The sequence below is a fragment of the Micromonospora pisi genome (assembly GCF_003633685.1).
Taxonomy (GTDB): domain Bacteria; phylum Actinomycetota; class Actinomycetes; order Mycobacteriales; family Micromonosporaceae; genus Micromonospora_G; species Micromonospora_G pisi.
The window spans coordinates 7,594,580-7,611,795 of record NZ_RBKT01000001.1; the positions used below are offsets into that span (position 1 = coordinate 7,594,580).

At 70.5% G+C, this 17,216-nt stretch carries 16 protein-coding genes; 8 read left to right on the top strand and 8 right to left on the bottom strand.

Features of this window, described 5'->3' with window-relative positions; genetic code table 11:
- The first annotated feature begins 5 nt into the window (after window positions 1–5).
- Entirely contained in the window at window positions 6–488 is a 483-nt protein-coding gene (locus tag BDK92_RS32445; protein WP_246017373.1) for a GNAT family N-acetyltransferase, read from the top strand.
- A gap of 172 nt (window positions 489–660) precedes the next feature.
- Here BDK92_RS32445 and BDK92_RS32455 read toward each other — a convergent pair whose 3' ends face one another.
- The gene (locus tag BDK92_RS32455) at window positions 661–1,134 is read right to left on the bottom strand and encodes a GNAT family N-acetyltransferase (protein ID WP_121160168.1); all 474 of its coding nucleotides are present in this window, start codon (window positions 1,132–1,134) and stop codon (window positions 661–663) included.
- 364 nt (window positions 1,135–1,498) lie between these two features.
- Between BDK92_RS32455 and BDK92_RS32460 the strand changes: the two genes are divergently transcribed.
- Window positions 1,499–1,945 carry a glutaredoxin domain-containing protein gene (locus BDK92_RS32460; RefSeq protein ID WP_121160169.1) on the top strand — a complete coding sequence of 149 codons (447 nt, stop codon included), beginning with the start codon at window positions 1,499–1,501 and terminating at the stop codon, window positions 1,943–1,945.
- On the opposite strand, the gene BDK92_RS32465 is transcribed toward BDK92_RS32460, so the two are convergent.
- The 3 genes from BDK92_RS32465 to BDK92_RS32480 all read right to left on the bottom strand — a co-directional run bounded on the left by BDK92_RS32465 (window position 1,942) and on the right by BDK92_RS32480 (window position 6,079).
- Window positions 1,942–2,652 carry a VOC family protein gene (locus BDK92_RS32465; protein ID WP_121160170.1) on the bottom strand — a complete coding sequence of 237 codons (711 nt, stop codon included), beginning with the start codon at window positions 2,650–2,652 and terminating at the stop codon, window positions 1,942–1,944. The two genes, BDK92_RS32460 and BDK92_RS32465, sit on opposite strands and share 4 nt — an antisense overlap.
- A 391-nt stretch (window positions 2,653–3,043) precedes the next feature.
- On the bottom strand, window positions 3,044–5,431 hold the full coding sequence (locus BDK92_RS32470; RefSeq protein WP_211349446.1) for an ATP-binding cassette domain-containing protein: 2,388 nt from the start codon (window positions 5,429–5,431) through the stop codon (window positions 3,044–3,046).
- Window positions 5,432–5,722: 291 nt separating this feature from the next.
- Window positions 5,723–6,079, bottom strand: coding sequence for a VOC family protein (locus BDK92_RS32480; RefSeq protein WP_121160171.1), 357 nt, complete (start codon window positions 6,077–6,079; stop codon window positions 5,723–5,725).
- 269 nt (window positions 6,080–6,348) lie between these two features.
- Between BDK92_RS32480 and BDK92_RS32485 the strand changes: the two genes are divergently transcribed.
- Window positions 6,349–7,215, top strand: a complete 867-nt coding sequence (locus BDK92_RS32485) for an oxidoreductase (protein WP_121160172.1) — start codon at window positions 6,349–6,351, stop codon at window positions 7,213–7,215.
- 4 nt (window positions 7,216–7,219) lie between these two features.
- On the opposite strand, the gene BDK92_RS32490 is transcribed toward BDK92_RS32485, so the two are convergent.
- Together BDK92_RS32490 and BDK92_RS32495 are read right to left on the bottom strand one after the other, a co-directional pair.
- On the bottom strand, window positions 7,220–7,828 hold the full coding sequence (locus BDK92_RS32490; RefSeq protein WP_121160173.1) for a hypothetical protein: 609 nt from the start codon (window positions 7,826–7,828) through the stop codon (window positions 7,220–7,222).
- 145 nt (window positions 7,829–7,973) lie between these two features.
- The gene (locus BDK92_RS32495; RefSeq protein ID WP_121160174.1) at window positions 7,974–9,053 is read right to left on the bottom strand and encodes a TetR/AcrR family transcriptional regulator; all 1,080 of its coding nucleotides are present in this window, start codon (window positions 9,051–9,053) and stop codon (window positions 7,974–7,976) included.
- Between the two features lie 103 nt (window positions 9,054–9,156).
- Here BDK92_RS32495 and BDK92_RS32500 point away from each other — a divergent pair, with 103 nt between their 5' ends.
- From BDK92_RS32500 to BDK92_RS32510, 3 genes are all read left to right on the top strand, one after another.
- Window positions 9,157–10,380 carry a cytochrome P450 family protein gene (locus BDK92_RS32500; protein WP_246017374.1) on the top strand — a complete coding sequence of 408 codons (1,224 nt, stop codon included), beginning with the start codon at window positions 9,157–9,159 and terminating at the stop codon, window positions 10,378–10,380.
- 90 nt (window positions 10,381–10,470) lie between these two features.
- On the top strand, window positions 10,471–11,424 hold the full coding sequence (locus tag BDK92_RS32505) for a hypothetical protein (RefSeq protein WP_121162782.1): 954 nt from the start codon (window positions 10,471–10,473) through the stop codon (window positions 11,422–11,424).
- Window positions 11,421–13,100: a M16 family metallopeptidase gene (locus tag BDK92_RS32510; RefSeq protein WP_121160176.1), complete on the top strand. Its 1,680-nt coding sequence runs from the start codon at window positions 11,421–11,423 to the stop codon at window positions 13,098–13,100. The genes BDK92_RS32505 and BDK92_RS32510 overlap by 4 nt, the downstream gene beginning before the upstream one ends.
- A gap of 11 nt (window positions 13,101–13,111) precedes the next feature.
- Here BDK92_RS32510 and BDK92_RS32515 read toward each other — a convergent pair whose 3' ends face one another.
- Both BDK92_RS32515 and BDK92_RS32520 read right to left on the bottom strand, forming a co-directional pair.
- Window positions 13,112–14,119: an endonuclease/exonuclease/phosphatase family protein gene (locus BDK92_RS32515; RefSeq protein ID WP_147457197.1), complete on the bottom strand. Its 1,008-nt coding sequence runs from the start codon at window positions 14,117–14,119 to the stop codon at window positions 13,112–13,114.
- Window positions 14,120–14,193: 74 nt separating this feature from the next.
- Complete coding sequence (locus tag BDK92_RS32520; protein WP_121160178.1) at window positions 14,194–14,976, bottom strand: TetR/AcrR family transcriptional regulator; 783 nt, start codon at window positions 14,974–14,976, stop codon at window positions 14,194–14,196.
- Window positions 14,977–15,071: 95 nt separating this feature from the next.
- Between BDK92_RS32520 and BDK92_RS32525 the strand changes: the two genes are divergently transcribed.
- Both BDK92_RS32525 and BDK92_RS32530 read left to right on the top strand, forming a co-directional pair.
- Window positions 15,072–16,061 carry an ATP-binding cassette domain-containing protein gene (locus BDK92_RS32525; RefSeq protein ID WP_121160179.1) on the top strand — a complete coding sequence of 330 codons (990 nt, stop codon included), beginning with the start codon at window positions 15,072–15,074 and terminating at the stop codon, window positions 16,059–16,061.
- Between the two features lie 29 nt (window positions 16,062–16,090).
- Entirely contained in the window at window positions 16,091–16,885 is a 795-nt protein-coding gene (locus tag BDK92_RS32530) for an ABC transporter permease (RefSeq protein ID WP_121160180.1), read from the top strand.
- Window positions 16,886–17,216 lie beyond the last annotated feature (331 nt).

Genomic DNA, 17,216 nt, shown 5'->3' on the forward strand with positions numbered 1-17,216 from the left:
GCGCTGTGAACAGGGCTGGTCTTGTGTTTCGTCGTGCGGGCGACTCCGATGCGGCCGACATGGCCGACGTGTGGCTGCGTTCCTTCACGGCCGCGCTGCCGACCGTGCGCCGCGCGCACGGCGATGACGAGGCGCGCAGCTGGTTTTCCCAGGTGGTCGTGGCGCAGTACGAGAGCTGGGTAGCCGTCACCGACGGCTCCGTGATCGGGCTCCTGGTACTTGATGGCGAGGAACTCGAACAGCTCTACCTCGACCCGTCGTGGCGCGGCCGGGGGGTGGGCGACCGGTTCATGGACTTGGCCAAGCAGCAGCGGCCCGACGGCCTGGGACTGTGGACGTTCCAGGTCAACGGGCCAGCCCAGCGGTTCTACGAGCGGCATGGATTCGCTGCGGTCGAGCACACCGACGGACTGCGCAATGAAGAACGTGAGCCGGATGTCCGTTACACCTGGCGGCCTCAGGAGGGAGCCCGCTTCAGGCAGCAATAACTCGCCTCGGCGACGTCCAGGCGTTCGCTGGTCAAACGCCCACGGCCGTGGCTGGCGCGCCGCGGCTCGCGATCGACGACGTCGCGTGGCCGGTTTCGTCGCCCACCCGGAGCGCGTCACGCAGATCGACGTTGGCTCGGAATTGGCGTGGCAGGGACCACGCGCCCGGTGACTAACCGAGGCGCAGCACGGTTTCCTCGATCTCGGTGTTCCGCGCGTTTGCGTACGAGGTCTCCACGCCGACGATCGTGAAGCCCGCCTTGCGCAGGACCTTGAGCGATCCGACATTGTCGCTGGCGGCGCGCGCATACAGGGGCCGGACCGAAACCGTGTCGAGGAGGAGGGCAAGGGCTTGGCCGGCGATGCCTTGCCCCCAGACAGCGCGGTCGATCCAGTAGGTGACCTCGGTGTCGCCTTCGATGACGAAGCTGGCGATGCTGCCGACGAGGTGTCCATCGCGGGTCACCGCACGCAGGGTGACGTCAGGCAACGTCATCAACTTCGACATGTGGGTGTCGAACGCTTCGCGGTCGTTGGGGTCCTTGGCGGTGAAGGCGGCCATCTGGACCGACTCGGCGTCGCGCATCTGGTCGAACAGCGTGTCGAGGTCAGATTCGTCGATCGGTCGCAGTGCCACATCTGCCACTGGTTCTCTCCTCACGGTGGTCCCCCCCCGGCTTGCGGGCGCAAGGTATCAGCGGCCTCCGACACCTCCGGCTCACGTGGTGCGCGTTTGCTCTGTCTGCCGCCAGCTCGCGCAGCTCATGGCACGTTGCGACACACGGCTACGCTCAGCCACCGGCGACGGCCAATCAGCTCTCCAGCAACTGTCCGCCAGCGGGGATTTCCTACTGGTCGCGGGGATGCACGCGAATCGGGGTGCCACCGGTGGCACGCCGGTCATCGTCGCTGTTGCGGCGGATGAGCAGTGTGCAGCCCCGATGATCAGGCGGTGGTCGTCTCTGCGCTGCCCAGCGCCGGGTGCGACCGATCGGGTAGTGTGCGGCGCCATGCTGCGTGGATGGCGGTCAGCCGGTTTCATGCTGGGATGTGGTGTGCTGCTGTCGGCGGTGCTCTTCGTCGACCGCTCGCCGGTGGTCGGCGTCGCCGTGCTGGTGATCTTCGGCGCGCTGGCCGTACGACTGTCGCCGCTGATCTTCCCCCGTCCGACCACCGCCGCCGAGGCGCAGGCACTCAGCGCGAACGACGGCCGGGCGATCATCTACTGGCGGCCCGGCTGCCGCTACTGCCTGCGGCTGCGTTCGCGGCTCGGACGGGAGGCCCGGCGGGCGTACTGGGTCGACATCTGGCGCGACCCGGCGGGCGCCGCCGCCGTACGGGCCGTGACCGGGGGTGACGAAACCGTGCCGACAGTTGCCCTCGGGGGCGAGTCGTTCGTCAATCCCGATCCGGAGTGGCTGCGGCAACAACTGGCGCGGACAGCATCGCCCTCCTAGTCCCAGCAGAGGCAGAACGGCTTGCCGGCCGGGTCGGCGTAGACCCGCCAGTTCTCCCCGCCGGAGGAGAGCGAGGTGGCGCCGAGCTTGCGTACCGCCGCCTCGGCCGCGTCGACATCGTCGACCGTGACGTCGAAATGGAACTGCTGCGGATACGCCGGATCGGGCCACTGCGGCGCGTGGTACTCGGTGATCTGCTGGAACATCACCGGCTGCGCCCCGTCCTCGCCGACCATCGCCATGCCCTCACTCTCGTACGTGACGGGCTTGCCAAGGAGTTTCGCGTAGAACCTGCTGAGATCCTTCGCGTCCGGGCAGTCGAGCATCACGCCCATGAGTGTGGTCTCCTGCTTCGCCGGGAAGAGGCACAGGTCGAACGGGTGCCCAGCCGGGTCGGCCAGCGTGTACCACTTCTCGTTCCTGCGCAGCAGTTCGGCGCCGAGCTCGACCGCCTTCGCCGAGCCGGCGTCGAGGTCCGGCACGCGCAGGTCGAGGTGCGCCTGCTGCGGGTGCGCCGGATCGGGCCACCGAGGCGGTACGTGTTCGGGGCTGCGCTGGGCGGCGATGCGCCAACCGTCCCCGGTTTCCATCGTGATCCATTCGTCGTCGGCGTACTGCTCGGTCCACCCGCCGAGGGCGGTGTAGAACGCGGCGAGCCGCCGGGCGTCGGGTGCGTCGAGCACCAACGCGCGCAGGGTCCCGATCATCGGACACTCCCTCCTGGATCACCACTCGTCGTGCCCGGGGACGGCTCGCCCGTACCCTCGAAGGGCGGATGCGGACCGGGGGCGGACGGCGCGGCCTAACCGAGCCGGTCCACGCCGCGGACCTGGCGCGCCGTGATAACGACCCTAGCCGTCTCGCCCTGCGAGTGCCCGACGCCGCCTCGATCCATCGTGGCACCGTGTCATGCGGGCCGCAGACATTGAAGTAAATGCGATTGCGTCGCGGACCTGGCTGATCCATCTGCTGGCGGCCTTCGCCCCCGGCCGGGTCCCCACCCGACCGGAGCGTGGACGATTACTGCCCCCAGAGGGGTAGGAAACGGCCACAGCTTGGCCGAACCCTGGCCGGTGGGCAGGGTTCGGCCAGGCCGGGTCAGGCGCGGACGTAGGCCGCGAGATGCTCGCCGGTGAGGGTGGAGCGGGCGGCGACGAGATCGGCGGGCGTGCCCTCGAAGACGATCCGGCCCCCGTCGTGGCCGGCACCAGGCCCGAGGTCGATGATCCAGTCGGCGTGCGCCATGACCGCCTGGTGATGCTCGACGACGATGACCGACTTACCGGCGTCAACGAGTCGGTCGAGCAGACCGAGCAGGTGCTCGACGTCGGCGAGGTGCAGGCCGGTGGTCGGCTCGTCGAGGACGTAGATGCCGCCCTTCTCGGCCATGTGCGTGGCCAGCTTGAGTCGTTGCCGCTCACCGCCGGAGAGCGTCGTCAACGGCTGGCCGAGGCTGAGGTAGCCGAGCCCGACGTCGGCGAGCCGGCCGAGGATGCTGTGCGCGGCGGGCGTACGCGCCTCGCCGGTGCCGAAGAACTCCTCGGCCTCGGTCACCGACATCGCGAGCACCTCGCTGATGTCCCGACCGCCGAGGTGGTAGTCCAGGACCGACGGCTGGAACCGCTTCCCCTCACACTCCTCGCAGATGGTGGCGACGCCGGCCATCGTCGCCAGGTCGGTGTAGATGACGCCGGCACCGTTGCAGTTGGGGCAGGCACCCTCGGAGTTGGCGCTGAACAACGCCGGCTTCACGCCGTTGGCCTTCGCGAACGCCTTCCGGATCGGGTCGAGCAGACCGGTGTACGTCGCCGGATTGCTCCGGCGCGAGCCCCGGATCGCACCCTGGTCGATCGAGACCACACCCGCGCCTGCCGGGATCGACCCGTGCACGAGCGAGCTCTTGCCGGAGCCGGCGACGCCGGTGACGACGACAAGCGCTCCGAGCGGGATGTCGACGTCGACGTCGCGCAGGTTGTGCGCCGCCGCGCCACGGATCGGCAGTGTGCCGGTGGGGGTGCGTACCGTCTTCTTGAGGGCGGCCCGGTCGTCGAGATGGCGGCCGGTGAGCGTGCCGCTGGCCCGGAGTCCCTCGACGGTGCCCTCGAAGCAGACGCTGCCACCCCCGGTGCCGGCGCCGGGGCCGAGATCGACGACGTGGTCGGCGATCGCGATCACCTCTGGCTTGTGCTCCACGACGAGCACCGTGTTGCCCTTGTCCCGCAGTCGCAGCAGCAGGTTGTTCATCCGCTGGACGTCATGGGGGTGCAGGCCGCTGGTGGGCTCGTCGAAGACGTAGGTGACGTCGGTGAGCGAGGAGCCGAGGTGGCGGATCATCTTGACCCGCTGTGCCTCGCCGCCCGACAGCGTGCCCGACGGCCGTTCGAGCGAGAGGTAGCCCAGCCCGATCTCCACGAACGAGTCGAGGGTACGTCGCAGCGTCGCGAGCAGCGGCGCCACCGACGGCTCGTCGACGCCGCTGACCCATTCGGCCAGGTCGCTGATCTGCATCGCGCACGCGTCGGCGATGTTGATCCCGCCGATGCGTGACGAGCGGGCCGCCTCGCTGAGCCGGGTGCCGTCGCACTCGGGGCAGGTCGTGAAGGTGGCGGCCCGGTCCACGAACTCCCGGATGTGCGGCTGCAGCGCCTCCCGGTCCTTGGCGAGGAACGACTTCTGGACCTTGGGGATCAGCCCTTCGTAGGTGAGGTTCACGCCCTCGACCTTCACCTTGGTCGGCTCCCGGTAGAGGAAGTCCTGCATCTCCTGCTTGGTGTACTCGCGGATCGGTTTGTTCGGGTCGAGGAAACCCGACTCGGCGTAGATCCGTACCGTCCACCAGCTGTCCGACTTCCAGCCGGGGATGGTGAGCGCACCCTCGGCGATCGACTTGGAATCGTCGAAAAGCTGGGTGAGATCGATGTCGGAGACCTCGCCCCGGCCTTCGCAGCGCGGACACATGCCGCCGGTGCGGGCGAAGGTCTGTTTCACGGTCTTGCCGGCACCGCGTTCGACCGTGATCGCACCGCTCGCCCGGACCGAGGGGACGTTGAAGGCGAACGCGCCCGGCGAGCCGATGTGCGGCTGCCCGAGTCGGCTGAAGAGGATGCGCAGCATCGCGTTGGCGTCGGTGGCGGTGCCGACCGTGGAGCGGGGATCGGCGCCCATCCGCTGCTGGTCGACGATGATCGCCGTGGTCAGCCCTTCGAGCACGTCGACCTCGGGCCGCGCCAGTGTCGGCATGAAGCCCTGCACGAAGGAGCTGTAGGTCTCGTTGATCAATCGCTGCGAGTCCGCGGCGATCGTGTCGAACACCAGGGAGCTCTTGCCCGAGCCGGAGACGCCGGTGAACACCGTGAGCCGGCGCTTCGGGATCTCGATGCTGACATCCTTGAGGTTGTTCTCGCGCGCCCCCTGCACGCGGATCAGATCGTGGCTGTCGGCAACGTGCGTCGTCGCAGGCGACCGCGGGTCGGTGCTCGTGGCCATGCTTATCGTCTCTCCATCTGTCGGGCGGGTCGCTGGGCCCCCGGGCAGGCAGCGTGTGCCCGGGGCGTCAGACCACCAGCGGCCGTCGCGCATCAGCTCGCGGTCGTTCATTTTGTTCGCCTCGCGCCGGGCCTGGAAGCGGCGCGGGGGAGATGCGGAACCAACGGTACGGCGTGGCCGGCGCACGAGGGTCGAAGCCGGTACGCGTGGCGAACCAGGCGCCCCGCTCCCGCGGCGGCGTGCGCTGCTCGGTGTGGCGACGACGCGGAGCGCGGGAGCGGGAGCGGGAACTCAGCGGTCCTGGAGCAGCCCGAGTACGTTGCCGTCGGGGTCGGTGACGGTGGCCACCAGGCGGCCCCCACCGACGTCGTGCGCGGGCTCCTGCACGGTGGCACCCGCGGCGGTCACCTCGGCGAGCTTCGCCTCGATGTCCGGCACGTGCCAGTAGGCCACCGGTGAGGTCATGCCCTGCGGTCCACCGTTCGGCACCAGCCCGATGTGCTGGCCAGCGGCCTCGAAGCCCACGTAGTAGGGCCCGTCCGTCTGCGGCGGTACGCCGAGCAGGGCGGCGTACACCTTCTTGGCCGTCGCGAGGTCGGAGACGGGGTGCAGCACGGTCCTGATTCCCGGCGCGGAAGAGCTGGTCATGGTCACTCCTGAAGTCATGGGTACGGCAGTCACGCTAGCCGCGGCCCGGCGACCGGCGCTTCTCCATTCGTGATCGATCCGCTCAGCGCATTCCTGTCGCTCGTGGTCTCCACGATAGGTCGGCCGGTCGGGCGGTGGCTGGTCCCGCCGCTACCAGGAACGCGGGGGTACTGCCAGGCGGTGCCGGACCGGTGCAGAGTCGTAAAACACGGGCTAGCTGAAACGATACGGATAGTCTGAAAGGCGTCAAAGATACCGAAAGAGGCGAAATGGCTAACAACGTTCCCGGTGGCGCCCTCACTCCCGCCGATGGCCTCACCATCGCCCGGATGGGCTACGGGGCGATGCAGCTGGCCGGACCCCACGTCTTCGGGCCTCCCAGGGACCGGGACCAGGCGATCGCGGTGCTTCGGGAAGCGGTCGACCTCGGCGTCAACCACATCGACACCGCCGACTTCTACGGCCCGGCGATCACCAACGAACTCATCCGGGAAGCCCTGTACCCGTACCCGTCCGACCTTGTCATCGTCACCAAGGTCGGGGCCCGTCGGGGCGAGGACGGCTCATGGCAGCAGTCGCTGGCTCCCGACGATCTCAAGGCCCAGGTGTGCGAGAACCTCCAGCGCCTCGGTCTGGACGTGCTCGACGTGGTCAACCTGCGGGTCGGCTCGGCGGAGGGCACCTCTGACAAGTCCGTCGCGGAGCAGTTCGGCGCCCTGGCCGAGCTGCGTCAGCAGGGCCTGGTCCGTCACCTCGGGCTCAGCGGTGTCTCGGCCGCCCAGCTCACCGAGGCGCAGGCGATCGCGCCGGTCGTGACGGTGCAGAACCTGTACAACCTCGCCAACCGGCAGGACGACGCGCTCGTCGACCGGTGCGCGGCGGAGAACATCGCCTTCGCGTCGTTCTTCCCGCTCGGCGGCTTCAGTCCGCTCGCACACGACACCCTGGTCGACGTGGCGGCCCAGGTCGGCGCCACCCAGCAGCAGGTCGCACTCGCCTGGCTGCTGGAGCGATCCCCCACGATGGTCGTCATCCCCGGCACCTCGTCCGTCGCCCACCTGCGGGAGAACATCGCCGCCGCCGACCTGAAGCTTCCCGCCGACGCCATCGAAGCACTCGACACCATTGCCGGATGACCGGTCAAGCGGTAAGCCAGATCGATGTCCGGTTGATGTACACGACCTGCGCGGCGAAGGCGGCCACGGCCACCGCCGCACCGAGCGCGATCGCCAACCCGAGGGATCCACTCAGCAACGCGGTCAACAGGGTCGCGCTCAGGCCGATCAGCAGTCCGTTGACCGCGGCCACCATCGCCGCGGTGGTCAGCAGCAGTTGCCAGCGAGCGGGTCTGCTGGCCACCGCCGCGCCGATCGCCGGCTTGTCTGCCTCGCCGGTCACCGAGTCGGCGAAGAAGGTGTACTCGCCGGCGAGCCGGCGGTGGTAGTAGGAGCGGATGTGCTGGATGCGTTGAAGGTCCAGCGAGTTCTCCCGCATGGTCTGGACCAGCCGGCCGAAGGTGAGCAGCCCGACGATCACCAGGGTCGGCAGCACCGCGCCAAGGTACGGCTTGATCAGTTGAGCGCTGCTGGAGACGAAGCCCAGCCCGATCAGGGCGGCGGAGAGTAGCGACATGAAGACGGTCGCCCGGCCGACCGACTCGGTGATAGTGGCGCTGCGAGAGGTCTGGAGCACGAAATGCTCGGTGGTCAGGGCGGTGAGCAGCGCCTGCTCGCGTGCGTTCTCATCCATGCCGCTGTCCCTTTGCGCTGGCCGCCCCCCTCATATCATCCGGGACGGGACTCTTGGTGCAGGGCGGTTCCGGGAAGAGGCTGGCCGACGGGAGCCGGGTCCCCCCTCTTGATCGAAGCGCTGGCGATTGGCCGCCGGTCCCGCCCTAGCGCGGGGAGAGCGGGAGGGCGGCGGCGTGGCAGGCGCCCCAGCCGTCCGCGCGCGCCACGACGCGGCCCTTCCGGATCGCGACGGCGGTCGAGGTGGCGTCGCTGACGGCGGGTACGCCGGCCGCCGAGGCGACGAGGCCCTGCCGGTCGTGCACGATCCGCAGCCGGGGCCAGGCCGACTCGGGGACGGCCTGGCGCAGGCAGGCGCGGAGTTCCGCGACGGTCAGCCGGGCCAACGGCATCAGCTCGTCGGGGGCGCCGCTGACCAGGACGGCGGTCACGTCGACGTCGGGCGGGGCGGCACGTACCGCCTCTTCGATCGCGGAGATCCGGTGCAGTCCGAGGATCGCCACCACCCCGTCACCGTTCAGTCGCACGGGTTCGTCGCGCAGGGCATCGGTCGAGGGCGGTGGCGACCACGGCTCGTCGGCGGGTCGCGCCTGCGGTATGTGGGCGAGATGCGGCACCTCCCACCGGTCCTCCAGGTCCAGTTCGGCGACCTGTTCGACGGCGCGTACCAGGTTGAACGGCTCGACGAAGCCGGGCGCCGCGGCGGCGAGCTGACGTGCGCCGTGCAGGGTGGTGAGCACGGTCTCGGCCACCCGTACCCGGCGACCGGTGGGCGTGCCGGCCCGGTGCAACCGTTCCAACGCGAGCCCGAGCAGGATCGCGTCGAGGTGCATCAACTGCGTGTACGGCAGCCGGGTCCGCTCGGCTGCGAGGACCTCGGGAATGAGGTCCATGCCGAGTCGGGCCGCGCCCGAGGAGTCGGTGGCGAGGGGGAGTCGCGCCAGCCACGCGCGGGCGAACTCGGCGAGCGCCGTGCGCGGCGAGTCGCCCTGGGCCCGGTACGGGGGTTCCGGCGGGTTCTCGGCCTCCTCGGCCAGTACGGCGAAGTAGAGCGACTGTTTGCCGGGAAAGTTGGAGTAGACCGCCCCCCGGGTGAGTTCGGCGCGCTCGGCGATGTTGTCGATCTTCGCGTCCCGGAAGCCGCGCTCGATGAACTCGTCCCGGGCGGCGGCGAGCACCTTGGCACGGTTGCGTTCCTGCATCTCCGCCCTGGTGAGCCGACCCATCGTTCTCCCTGTTTCGCGGCGTTGCCATCCGTGTGGATTGAAGATACCGTCACCACTCAGATGGTAGGACCATCTGACATGAACATCTGAGATGGGAGTCGTGGTGAGCGGTACCGGAGACGATCTGAGCGGCGTTCCCGAGATCGACCTGATGAACGCCGACGTGCTGACCGACCCCTTCACCGCGTACGGGCGCGCCCGGGAGCAATCGCCGATGGCGCGGATCGTCGGACCCGGATTCGGCCCGATCTGGGCCGTCACCCGCCACGAGGAGGCGCGTGCGATGCTGACCGATCCCCGGTTCGAACTCAACGCCGCCAGCTTCACCCGGCCCGACGTACCGGAACACTGCCTGGCCTACATGCGGACCATGCAGGAGATGGACGGCCCGGAGCACGCCCGGTTGCGCCGGCTGGTGTCGCCCGCGTTCACCGCGCGCCGCGCCGCCGAGTTCCGGCCACGGATCGAACCGATCGTCGACCGGCTCCTCGACGACCTGCCCCGCCACGCCGAGAACGGTGTGGTGGACCTGCTCGTGCACTTCGCCCGGCCGCTGCCGATGGACGTCATCTGCGAGCTGGTCGGCGTCCCCGAGGACGACCGTCCGCATTGGCGGGAGTGGGGCGCCGCCGTCGCCGCCGGCTGGGGTCAGGCGTTCGCCGACGCCATTCCGGGCATCATGGCCGGCGCCCGGGCCGTGGTCGCACACCGGCGCGCCGAGCCCGGCGACGACCTGGTCTCCGACCTCATCCGCACCCAGGCCGAGGCGGACGACCAGCTCAGTGACACCGAGCTGATCACCCTGGTCTGGCACCTCGTCCTGGCTGGACAGACACCGACGAACCTGATCACCAACGCGGTGCAGACGCTGCTCGCGCACCCCGGGCAACTCGCCGCCCTCCGCGCCGACCCCGGCCTCATGCCGGGAGCGGTCGAGGAACTCACCCGCTGGTCCGGACCACAGGTGATGACCATTCCCCGGTACGCCCGGGAGGACGTCGAGCTGGCCGGCGTACGGGTGGGCAAGGGGGAGCCGGTCACCGCCGTGATCGTCGCCGCCAACCGCGACCCACGGGCCTTCGCCGACCCCGACCGGCTCGACGTCGGCCGAACCGCAGGGATAGCCGCCCACCTCGGATACGCCCACGGCCCGCACTTCTGCCTCGGCGCCGCACTGGCCCGGACCCAGATCGAGGTGGCGTTGACCGGGCTGCTGCGTCGCTTCCCCGACCTGTCCCTCGCCGACACGGCGGGGCCGGCGGCCCGGATCCCCGACCCGGGCACCTGGCGGCTGGCCGCGCTGCCGGTGACCCTCTCCAACGGCTGATGTCGTGCGGTCAGGGTGCGTGTGAGCAGGGGCGACGTCGGCGTTCGGCCTGACCACACGGCCGATCTGAGGCTGGTTATGATCTTCGCCATGCCTGCCGCCCCCACCCTGGCACCGACAATGGACCTGGCCGCCGCCTACCCCGAGATAGTCAGCCTCCGGGCCGCTCTGCTGGCCGGCGACTGGGCCGCTGTGCAGGCGATCCTGGCCGAACACGACCCCGCCGCGCGCACCCGGCTGATCCGGCTGGGCGCGGAGACCTCCGCCGCCGCCCCCTTCCTGCGCGAGCGGGTCAAGGCCGACCCGAGCGACACCCTCGCCGCCGCGCTGCTCGCCGGTCGGCTGATCGAAGATGCCTGGGAGGTACGCACCGGCGCCCGGGCCGAGCACGTCAGCCGGGAGCAGTTCGCCCGCTTCCACGAGATCCTGCGCGACGCCGAACGGCTCCTGATCGACGCCGCCGCGTACGACCCGAGCGACCCCGCCGTCTGGACCCAGCGTCTGATCACCGCACGAGGGTTGCAACTGGGCCAGTCCGAGGCCCGCCGGCGCTACGACCGGCTCGCCGAGCACCACCCACACCACCTGCCGGCACAGTCGCAACTGCTCCAGCAGCTCGCTCCGAAGTGGAGCGGCTCGCTGGAGGCGATGCACGCCTTCGCCCGTACCGAGATGCTGGCGGCGCCAGAGGGAGCGCCGAACGCGGTCCTGGTCGTGGACGCGCACATCGAGCACGCGCTGCTCACCCTCAAGGGCGACGACCGTGCACGTCACTTCCAACGGGCCGACGTCAAGGAACAGGTCCACGAGGCGGCGTCCCGCTCGGTGCTGCATCCGGCGTACCAGCGGACCGTCGGCTGGGTCTCGGTGGAGAACACCTTCGCCTTCATGTTCACGATGATGGACGACTACGTGCCCGCCGCCCGGCTCTTCACCGGGCTCGGGCACCTGGTCAGTGAGCTGCCGTGGGCGTACCTCGGCGACCCGGTCAAGCTCTTCGGCGAGTTCCGGGACCGCGCGATGAAGAAGGGCGGTACCCGATGATTCGCCAGACCGAGGTTGACGGCGTAGCGACGCTGATCGCCCCCACCACCGGACCGATGCACGCCGGGCTGATGTTCCGGGTCGGCCAGGCCGACGAGACACTCGCCCGCCGGGGCATCACCCACCTGCTGGAGCACCTGGTGCTCTTCCCGGTCGGCACCGCCGACTACCACTACAACGGGGCCACCGGCAGCGTCGTCACCTACTTCCACATGCAGGGATCCGCCGCCGACATCACCGCCTTCCTGGTCGGGGTCTGCCGTTCGCTGCGCGACCTCGCCACCGACCGGCTGGAAACCGAAAAGACCATTCTGCGTACGGAGTGGAGCGGCCGGAACGGTTCGGCGACCGAGGGGATGCCGCTCTGGCGGCACGGTGCCCGCGACTACGGCCTGGTCAGCTACCCCGAGTGGGGGCTGTCCGGGCTGACCGCGGCGGACCTGCGGGACTGGGCGGACCGGTACTTCACCCGGGAGAACGCCGTGCTCTGGATCGCCGGCGACGAGATACCGGCCGGTCTCACCCTCGACCTGCCGTCCGGGCAGCGTCAACCGGTGCCGACCGCCTCCACGGCGTTGCCGTCCACACCGGCGTTCTTCTCCGGCTCGACCGGCGCCACCGGCCTCGACGCGGTCGTGCCGAGGAGTGCTCCCGCCCGGGTCTTCAGCGGCGTCCTGGAGCGGGAACTCTTCCGTAGCCTGCGCCAGGAGAGCGGGCTCTCGTACACCGCCGCGACGAACTACGAACCCCGGGGCGACAACTTCGCCGTCATCACCGCGATCGCCGACGCGCTGCCGGAGAAGCAGGACGCGGTGCTCGGCGGCTTCGTCGACGTACTGGCGAAGCTGCGTGTCGGTCGGATCGACGAGGCCGACGTGAGCGCCGTGGTCGCCAAGGCCACCGATTCGCTCTCCACCGGCGAGGCCGACGCCGCGCGCCTGCCCGCGGCGGCGTTCAACCTGCTCACCAACCACCCGACCCAGTCCGGCGACGAGGTCGCCCGGGAGTTGAAGGCGGTCACCGTCGAGCAGGTGCACGAGGTGACCAAGGTCGCGCTCGAATCGGCGCTGCTGATGACCCCGTACGGGCGGACCGCCGACTGGGCCGGCTTCACCGCCGCCCCCACCGGCTCGTCCGAGGCGCTGCGAGGTACGACGTACCAGGGGCTGGGCGACGTGTCGACGCGGCTCGTGGTGGCCGACGAGGGCGTGAGCCTGGTGCCGAAGCAGGGTTCGCCGGTCACCGTACGGTTCAACCAGTGCGTGGCGATGCTGGCCTGGCCCGACGGTGCCCGACAGCTCATCGGCGGCGACGCGATCTCGGTCCGGATCGAACCGACCCTCTACCGGGGTGCCACCGCCGTGAACGTCGACGCGCAGGTGCCGCCGGGAGTCCGGGTGGACCTGCCGGCCCGCGATCCGGATCAGATTCCCCACCCGGAGACCGCGACCGCCGCGTCCGTGCCGGCGTCCGGTGGCCGGATCACCCCCAACCGGCTCCAGGTCGGCGCCCTCGGCCTGGTCGCCCTCGTGGTCGGCGCGCTGGCCCTGGGCGTCACCGTGGCGATGATCGTCGGCGCCATGGAGTTCCGCCTGTTGCCGGCGATCGGTGCCTGGATCATCGCCGGCTACCTCGGTAAGGCATTCCTCGCCAAGTGGCAGGGCGACCGCGAGTAGGACCCGCCGGGTCAGGGGTTGAAGCTGACGAACCAGCCGTGGTGGTCGGTGTGATGCATCTCGTACGTGCGGGTCTGCCCGACGTGGAGATCGCCGCTGGCCATGAGTTGTTGCACGCCGCCGTCGCCGGTCTGCTGGTAGCCGGCGGGGACGCAGGTCAGCACGTCCGGCGTGCCGCCGGGGACGAGGTTGAGGTCCCCGGCGACGACGACCGGGGCCACCGAACCGACCACCGCCCGCATGGCGGGCACCTCGACCTGCAGGAGTCGCCGGCACTGTCCCAACGCGACAGTCGGTGACACGTACGTCAGGTGCGTCGTGCAGGCGTAGTAGTTGTCGACCACGGCCACGCAGAGCCAGGCCCGCAACTCGTCCGGGAGGCCGCCCTGATCCGGGTAGAGCCCGTTGAACACCGAGACGCCGTGCCAGTTCCCGGCGCCGACCCGGCCGAGGATCCCGATGCCGTACTGGTCGCCGTTGCGGCACCGGTAGGGCTGTGAGCTGTCGGCCGGGTCGCCGGCCGGTTGGAACGCCCAGAACACGTGGTCGTCCGGGAAGTTCTCCACCATCGCGGGGTAGAGGGTGGTGGCCACGTCGTCCCGGCAGATCTCGTTCAGGGTGACGATCTGCGGGCGCAACGCGGTGATCGCCGAGAACGCCTCGCCCACCGCCCGCCCCTTGTTGAGCTGCGGGTAGCAGGCGGCCTGACCGCTGTTGCAGAGATTGAGCTGCAACGCGCTGAGCGGCTGCACCGCCGATCCGTCGGGTCGGCCCGCGCGGCCGTCCAGCACCGCGTCGAGCACGCCGAGTTCGGCGCAGGGCCCCTGGCCCGCCCCGGGGCAGAAGGTGCGTATCTCGGGTGTCGTCCCGACCGCCGCCCGGTGCCGACCGGATTGCGTGAGCGTGTGCCCGGCGAAGGCCGCCACCAGCACTAACACACCGAGGAAGGCGATGATGCGCAGCCGGGACCGGCGGCCTGCGGCGGCCCGCGGCCAGGAGCGCGTCGGCCCAGATGTCATGCGTACGCCGCTCCGCCCGTCACTGGACGGTGACCCGTCGATGGCCCGAGATCCTGCCCCAAGATAGCCGACGTTCAGTGGACGCCCGTACCCCCAGCCGAGGGGTTGGTACGCCGGACGAAGACCTCGATCCCGTCGAGCACCCGTTCCAGTCCGAACTCGAACGCGCGGGTCGGCTCGTACGTCCCCTGGTTCGCCTCGCCGGCCGCACTGCCGACCGCGCTCGCGACCGGGTAACTGTCCGGGTCGAGGACCTGTTCCAGCAGGGGTGCCTGGGCGGCCCACCACTGTTCGTCGGTCATCCCGGTGCGCCGTTCGACCAGTGCCGCCTCGACCGCGCCCCGGGCCGCCCCGGCGACGTAGCCGAGCAGCAGGGTCAGGACCGAATCCATCTCGACCTCGGTCAGGCCGATGTCGGTCAGCGCGCGGAGTTCGTAGTCGTACTTGGCGATCAGGTGGGGTCCCATCGGTGGGCGCTGTACGGCCATCTCCAGCATCCACGGGTGTCGTTGGTAGGTGGCCAGGTTCTCCCGGGCGATCTGTTCGAGTCTGCCGCGCCAGTCGAGGGTGCCCTGGTCCGGGCGGGCCATCCGCCCCAGCACGGTGTCGAGCATGACGTCGACGAGTTCGGCCTTGCTCGGCACGTAGGTGTAGAGCGACATCACCCCCACGCCGAGCCGTTCGGCGAGCTTGCGCATGGAGAGGGCGGCCAGACCGTCGGCGTCGGCCAGCTCGATGGCGGTGTCGACGATCCTGTCGACGGTCAGCCCGGACCGGGGCGCGGGTTTCTCCGGCCCCCGCCAGAGCAGGGCGATGCTGCGGGCCGGGTCTCCGCCGCCGGTGTACTCGGTGGTCATCTCCGCTCCCCAGGGTGCGCGCGGTGCGGGTTGGCAGGCGCCAACCGTACGGTGTACGGTCTGTTCCGTACACCGTACGATTCTAAGGGGTCCGGATGGCAGAATCAGCGGCAGCGGTACACGTCGAAGGTCTGGTCAAGCGCTACGGACCACGCCCCGCCCTGGACGGCTTCGATCTCCGGGTCGCCGCCGGCACCGTGCACGGACTGCTCGGCCCGAACGGCGCCGGCAAGACCACCGCCGTACGCATCCTCAGCACGCTGCTGCGACCCGACGCCGGCCGGGCCCGGGTCGCCGGCTACGACGTCGTCCGTGACCCGGTCGCGGTACGCACCCAGATCGGGCTGGTCGGCCAGCACGCCGCCGTGGACGAGATCCTCAGCGGCCGGCAGAACCTGGTCATGTTCGGCCGGCTCTACCACCTGCCGGCCGCGACCGCCCGACGCCGGGCCGACGAACTGCTCGACCGCTTCGGCCTCGCCGACACCGGCGGCAAACCGGTCGGCCGCTACTCCGGTGGCATGCGCCGCCGACTCGACCTCGCCGCCAGCCTGATCCTCGCCCCGCCGGTGCTCTTCCTCGACGAACCCACCACCGGGCTCGACCCGCGAAGCCGGGCCGAGGTCTGGACGGCGATCCGGGACCTGGTCGCCGGCGGCACCACCGTCCTGCTCACCACCCAGTACCTGGACGAGGTCGACCAGTTGGCCGACCGCATCTCCGTGGTCGACCACGGCCGGACCATCGCCGAGGGCAGCACCGACCAGCTCAAGTCCCGACTCGGCGGAGACCGGATCGACGTCGTGGTCCGTTCCGGCGACCAACTACCGGTGGCCGCCGCCGTCCTCACCGGAATCGCCAGCGCCGCGCCCGAGGTCGACCCGGACACCCGGCGGATCAGCGCACCCGTCAGCGACCGGGTCACCGCGCTCACCGCAGTCGTCCGGGCGCTCGACACCGCCGGCGTCGACGCCGAGGACATCGCGCTGCGCCGGCCCACCCTCGACGAGGTCTTCCTGCACCTGACCCACACCCCCACCACGGACGCGAGCGCCGTCCCGTACGACCGGAAGGTGACCGCGTGACGACGCTTGCCCCGCCGCCGCCCCGATCCATGCTCGGCCGCCTGCGCTGGGCCGTCGTGGACGGCGCCACGATCACCCGTCGCGACCTGGCGCACTGGGCCCGGCAACCGTGGCAGATCGTCATCGCGCTGCTCTTCCCGGTACTGACCGTGCTGATGTTCGGCTACCTGCTCGGCGGCGGGATGACGGTCCCCGGCGGCGGTGACTACCGGGAGTTCCTACTACCCGGCATGTTCGCTCTGACCATGGTCTTCGGGCTGGAGACCACGTTCGCGGCAGTCGCCACCGACGCCGCCCGGGGCGTCACCGACCGGTTCCGGTCGATGCCGATGGCACCCTCGGCGGTGGTGGTCGGGCGCGGCGCCGCCGACCTGCTCAACTCACTCGTCGGGCTCGCCCTGATGATCGGCTGCGGGCTCGCCGTCGGCTGGTCCTGGCATCAGGGTCCGGCGCGGGCGGCGGCGGCGATCGGGCTGCTCCTGCTGCTCCGCTTCGCACTCCTCTGGGTCGGCATCTTCCTCGGCCTGCTCGCCCGGGGGCCGGAGGCGTTGGTCGCCGTACAGATCCTGGTGTGGCCGCTCGGCTTCCTCTCCAACACCTTCGCCGCCCCCGAGACCATGCCCGGCTGGCTCGGTGCGATCGCCGAATGGAACCCCCTCTCCTCGACGGTCGCCGCTACCCGGGAACTCTTCGGCAATCCCGGCTGGGGTGGTGAGTCGTGGGTCTCCCAGCACGCCCTCCTGATGGCGGTGCTCTGGCCTACCCTGCTGCTCGTGGTCTTCTGCCCCCTCTCCGTACGCCGCTACCGCAGGCTGAGCGCATGACCGGCAGGCTGGCACCGACCCGCGAGGCGAAATACGACGCGGAGGCACCGACCGGCTCCGTCGAGGAACCGGAGCGGGTTCCCCTCGCCAGGTGTGCCGTCCTGTTCGAGCCGGCCGATCCGCCCCGGGCCGCGACGATGGCGTTCTGGGCCGCAGACGGCGTACCGGAGGCGGTAGGCGCGACCGGCGAGCTGACCGTGGTCGCACCCGACCCGACCGACACCGCCACGATCACCGCGCGCACCGTCGCGGTCCGCCGACTTCCCGTACGCGACGCCCTGCCGCTGCTCGTACGGGCCCGACGGGACAGCGCCGACGCGCACCCGAGCGC